The organism is Candidatus Protochlamydia sp. R18, from assembly GCF_000648255.1.
Classification (GTDB): domain Bacteria; phylum Chlamydiota; class Chlamydiia; order Chlamydiales; family Parachlamydiaceae; genus Protochlamydia; species Protochlamydia amoebophila.
Window position 1 is genome coordinate 1 of record NZ_BASL01000656.1, and the last position, 5589, is coordinate 5589.

Sequence of the window (5589 nt, forward strand, 5' to 3'; positions counted from 1 at the left end):
ATTTTATATTGTATAATTATTTTTTTATTTATTTTTTTTGAGAAATAAATTTTAATAACATAAAATGATTATTAAAAAATAATAGGAAAATTATGGAATCTTCTAGCTATCATCAGATATCTTCTCTTTCCTTAGACAAATGGGTATCACTTGCTAATCAACATTTAGAATTACAAAATACAGGCAGAGGAAATCTATATATTAATAAAAAAAGTGTTGCTCAGTTTCTTTATGAAGAAACAGCAAATAAAGAATGCTTTTCAAAAATTACTTTAAATAAAATATATAAAATTACTCAAAAAAAATTAGAAAATAGTAATAATATTGATGATGAAGAAAAAGCAAATAAGCTTTTAAAAAAAGTAAAATTAAAAATAGAAGAAGAAAAGTCTGGAAATGTTGAGAAATTATCTAATGTATTTTTTCAAATCGAAGGAAAAAAAATAGAGAATAAAGAAGCAATTTTAAATTTTAACAATTACATTGAGTCGAGAAAAATAGATAATGAAGGAAATATAATCGACGAAGAAATGTCTATCGAAGTTAGAAATACCTTATTGGAGGCTTTTACTTTTACAAGGAGTCGAGGGGGTACTATAGGGGTTTATAGCTTTTCAGGTGGACCGGATTGCGGAGACATTAAAATAAAGCTTTGTGATGCAGAAGAAGTAGCTTCGCATATAGTCGCTGATAAATTTTTTCAATCTTTTGGATTTATTACTCCTCATTACTGTGCTTTAAAGACAACTTCTACTTTAGGTCGTTTGGTTTGTACTCAAATGAAAGAATTAGCAAAAGTAGTTTATCCGGAAAACAGCGTAAAATTCCAAAGTAAAATTGAAAATTTAGATTATATAGTTGTAATGAAAGAAGTTCCAGGAACTGCGTTTGATCAATTAACTAAAGATGTTGTGGAGAATATTTTTTTAAAAGATGTGTTTAATTACAAAAATATATTTTTTTGTTTAGGAAAAATGATTTTTTTAGATACCTTTATTAAAAATAAAGATCGGTTAAATTGGGAATGCCAAAATAATGGAAATTATTTTCTTTTTTTTAATAATTTAAATAGTAACCCGATTGTCTTAATAGATCATGATTTTATGATTCAAAAGGTTTTTCTTAAAAATATTAAAAATGATTTAATCCAATTGTTTGAAGACCGAGATGGGAAAAAGATTTCTTTATTAAGTAAGACTTTTGATAATTTATTGAGTAGATTCAAAGATAAATATCAATGGACTTCCAAAGAGATGGAAAACTTGACGAAAGACAAGGAAGATTTTATAAAGAAAGCATTGTATGAAGGTGTTAGCCAAGCTGCGTTAGAATTAGTAAGCATGTTTCCGGATAAAAATGATGAATCTCGTTTACAAGAAATCTTAGTTCTTCCTACTGAGTTAAAAAAGTTTTTAATAGCTAAAGAATTTTTTGAACTTGTAGAAGAGGTAAGAAAAATAATAAAGGAAAAATTATGATTAATCTTAATGGATTACAATTTCAGACGAATTTGTTAATAAGTCTGAGTAAAACAATGAAAAAAGAAGATCTCACTTTAGATCATTTGGACATCATTGATAGTTACATTGGTAGAATAAAATTAAAAACTAGCTTTATTTATGAATGGTTAAAGGAACATAGAAATTTAGCCATGAAAGAAAGCACTCATCCTAAATTTTGTATTATTAAACAAGATTTTGCTAATCACTTAGACAAACGAATTGCTACGTTAAAATTTTATCTTAGTGATCAGAATAAAAAATCCCAAGTTTGCATTCAAAAAGGCATATCGAGTGATGAACTATGGCAAGAGAATAGTAAAAAAGAAAACATAAACGAAGTAGATTTACTAAATATAAGTATGCAAATACAAGATCTTTTATTTACTTGCGAAGAAGTGATCACATACCTTACTCCTCAAGCTAAAGATTTAATTGAAAATGAAATCAATCCTTTTATTGAAAAATCCCTTCCTGCTTATTTAGATTTACTACCTACAACTTTTACTTCAGATTTGAAAGAAGACATACAAAAAAATTTCAAAAAATTAGAAGAATTAATTGTTGAAGAAGATTTTGAGAAAGCTAAAGACCAATTAGCAAAAACGAAAGAGCAGATAAAAGCTAATTGTTTATATGTAAGATAGTAGTTCAAACTTCGTCACACAAGAGAAGATACTTGTTCGTATAACTGACAGAGTGGGTTTTTTATATTATAAATTTGGTTGATTTTTTTAATTTGTTAACGTACTTGTTCGGGATTTCAGGTGATGAAGTTTTTGAGAAAAAAATTTAAGTTTAATTAACTTATAAAAAGTTTTATCGCTTAAAATATAATAAGCTTTATAAAATAACTGAAAATCTCTTATTTATTTTGAATAACTTGTTTGGAAGTTTAGGTCCAACAAGGGATGACCAAATAAGATCTCTTTTGCCTACTTCAAAAATACTAACTATGGGCAAACGATTATTCTTAATAACATTATCAAAAAATAATCGTATTTCGCTTAAAACCTAAGTTTTTTTCCAAGAGAGCGTTTTTTTCGAAAATTTTTGCTTGATAGCCAAAATTTCACGGAAGATACGCTTGCTTTGATCTTTAAAATACCCAACTTTTGATCATACTAACTATTTATTTTAGTAAGGACAGTATTGCTCAATAATTTAAGCTCATAATTTCTCGTTTTTATTCCTTATTCTGTGCATAGGATAAGTTGTTAGCTCTAAAATGAAGGTTAAAAATTACCTATGTGGCTAGAGTTTGGCCTTAATCTTAGAGCTTTTACTTTTGTGTCTTAATCTTTAGAACTTGCTTTTTTTCTCCCGAATTTAAAGGCAACAAATTTTTTAGAGAACCCTCCCGTAATGGCATTATTTATCCCTTTAGAACAGACTATGGGTTCAGAAGAGGTTACTTCTTTGCGAGTAAGGAAGAAAGAAGTGCCTACCATGCTGGCACTGTATGCATCATAATATATGATCAGCTTAAAGAATTTAAAGACTTCATGACTTTGAAAATAAGCACTATGACCTTGCACAACAGATGAGGTATTAATTAGGCAAACATTTTTTGCGATAGGTTTTTGTTGTATATTTTTGCTGAGACGTCCGAGAGGTTGCGTAGAATTGATAACATGCAGCCATGGCAGGACTTTATCATTGCAGGAATAAAGCACATAAATTTTTTTAGCATTAGATAGCGCTCGTTTTAAAGTGGTACATCCTTGACCATCGCACTCAAAAATACTTTTTTCTTCAAGTGCTCCTCCAAGAAGGAAAAGATTATCAATTTTTGGGCTGGCTTTTTGATTTAATGCGTGCATGGCAACTATTGTTCCCATGCTATGAGCTACAATGTCTACACGTTCCGCTACTGATCGTATTGAACACAATATCTTCGGTAAACGCTTCTCAGCAGCGTGTAGCCCATTCTTTTTTGCTTGACGATATTCACGGGCTTTTGCGCAAGCAGGATATAAATAACCAATAACAGCGTCATATCTATCCCCAACTTTATCGGCAACGTTTCGTAATGTTTTTAACGCATCCTCATATTTTACTGTGAAACCATGGATTAGAATTAAAATTCTACGTTTAGAAAAATTTTTAAGTTTAAAATCTTTGTATGCCTGTATATTTTTTTCCAAGTAAATTTGAGCAGTAGAAGAAATAAGACTGGCATTTATTATTTTGGTCTCAGGCGAGAATTTATGGCGATCGGTAAAGTTCATACGATCGCTAATCAAATAAAGATCTTGTTCAGAATCAGAATCAGAGTCAGAATCAGAGTCTAAATAAGGATAATTGTATTTATGGGCAAGAGGATTTGATTGTGAATTTTCATCATTTATTGAAGCCTTTTTTAACAAATAAACTTTTTTTCCAATATTTAAACAAATCGGACTTGTATGTATGTCCAGTGCAGTTGAGGCTACCATAATTTGGATACGATGGTCTTCTTCGGTATCTGAATCTAAATAATCAGGTTCATGAAAAACAGAAGTAGAATCAGAACTTTCACAGTTCACTGAAGGAAAAAGTGGATTAACAACCGAAACTTCATTTACGTGAAAAAGTGGATTAGAATCCGATCCAGTGCTTCTATAATCCATTAAAGCCTCCTAATTTGTTATTATAAGCATTTGTATACAAACTAATAAACGAAAGTATTAACTTGATAATTTAAAAACCATTATCAATTCAATAATAAAATAATAAATCTATTGTAATAGAATATTTAAAATAAGTCCATTAAAAAATGAATAATTAAAATTATTAATTTTTATCAAATTTGAAAAGCAATTGTTACTTATTGGCTTATGTATAGTTTTTTCCAGCCGCTTAATAAGATTTAAGTTTGGGCTATAAGCTAAATACTTCAGCTTAATAAACTCTAAGTTTTCAAAATTTTTCAGTAGATTAAGTAAGAAGCTATAAGAAAGCTTAATTTATCTTCGAAAATTAGTCCTATTAAACCCATTATTGTTTCAAACATTTGGTTATATCCTCCAATATTGTCAAATAAATTTTACTACATAAATATTCTATTTTATGGCATCCATGCTCTAATAAATGAAAATATAAGATTGCGCGACAAAGCATTAATTTTAATTTCTCTGCTACATCTGCAGGGTTAATCATGTGCGTACGGATGACTTCTTTTCAAAAAATGATTATTTTACTGAATTTGAAAGAGCCTATAATAAATAAAGTTGCTTAATTTATTTGAGGCTCAACATGAATTTAAAGGATTGTATTGCTCGAATAATTTAAGCTCAAAATTTTTCGTTTTTTATTCCTCATTTTGTGCATAGGACATAAGTTAATTGGCTCTAAAATGAAGGCCAAAAACACCCACTCGGCTGAAATTTGGCTTTGATTTTAGAGCTTACTTTTATGTGTTAATCTTTGGAACGTGCTTTTTTTCCTCCGAATTTAAAGGCAACAAATTTTTTAGAAAATCCTCCCGAAATGGTATTATTTTTCCCTTTAGAACAGACTATGGGAAGCTCCGAAGAGGATAATCCATCGAGAGTAAGAGAGAAAGAAGTACCTACTAGGCTGCTACCTTGTGCATCATCGTATATAAATTTAAAGACCTCTTGACTCTGAAAATAAGCACTGTGACCTTTCACAACGGAAGTGGTATTAATTAGGCAAACATTTTTTGCGATAGGTTTTTGCTGTATATTTTCACTGAGACGTCCAAGAGGTTGCGTAGAATCGATAACATGCAGCCATGGCAGGACTTTATCATTGCAGGAATAAAGCACATAGATGTTTTTAGCATTAGATAATGCCCGCTTCAAAGTGGTACATCCTTGACCATCACATTCAAAAATACTTTTTTCTTCAAGTGCTCCTCCAAGAAGGAAGAGTTTATCAATTTTTAGATCGATGCTTTGATTTAACGCGTGCATGGCAACTATTGTTCCCATGCTATGAGCTACAATGTCTACGCGTTCCGCTACTGATCGTATTGAATGCAATATCTCCGGTAGACGCTTTTCAGCTGCGTGCAATCCATTCTCTTTTGCTTGATTATATTGGTAAAATTTTGCGCAAGCAGGATATAAATAACCAATAACAG

Annotated in this window: 4 protein-coding genes; 2 read left to right on the forward strand and 2 right to left on the reverse strand. The window is 30.0% G+C overall.

Features of this window, described 5'->3' with window-relative positions; translation table 11 throughout:
* Window positions 1-92 precede the first annotated feature (92 nt).
* Both TY19_RS03880 and TY19_RS03885 read left to right on the forward strand, forming a co-directional pair.
* Complete coding sequence (locus TY19_RS03880) at window positions 93-1478, forward strand: hypothetical protein (protein ID WP_042280403.1); 1386 nt, start codon at window positions 93-95, stop codon at window positions 1476-1478.
* Complete coding sequence (locus tag TY19_RS03885; RefSeq protein WP_042280405.1) at window positions 1475-2146, forward strand: hypothetical protein; 672 nt, start codon at window positions 1475-1477, stop codon at window positions 2144-2146. The genes TY19_RS03880 and TY19_RS03885 overlap by 4 nt, the downstream gene beginning before the upstream one ends.
* 648 nt (window positions 2147-2794) lie before the next feature.
* Here TY19_RS03885 and TY19_RS03890 read toward each other — a convergent pair.
* Complete coding sequence (locus TY19_RS03890) at window positions 2795-4111, reverse strand: alpha/beta hydrolase (RefSeq protein ID WP_042280407.1); 1317 nt, start codon at window positions 4109-4111, stop codon at window positions 2795-2797.
* A 789-nt stretch (window positions 4112-4900) separates the two neighbouring features.
* Window positions 4901-5589: alpha/beta hydrolase (locus TY19_RS03895; protein WP_042280409.1), on the reverse strand; the 689-nt coding region annotated here is incomplete at its 5' end.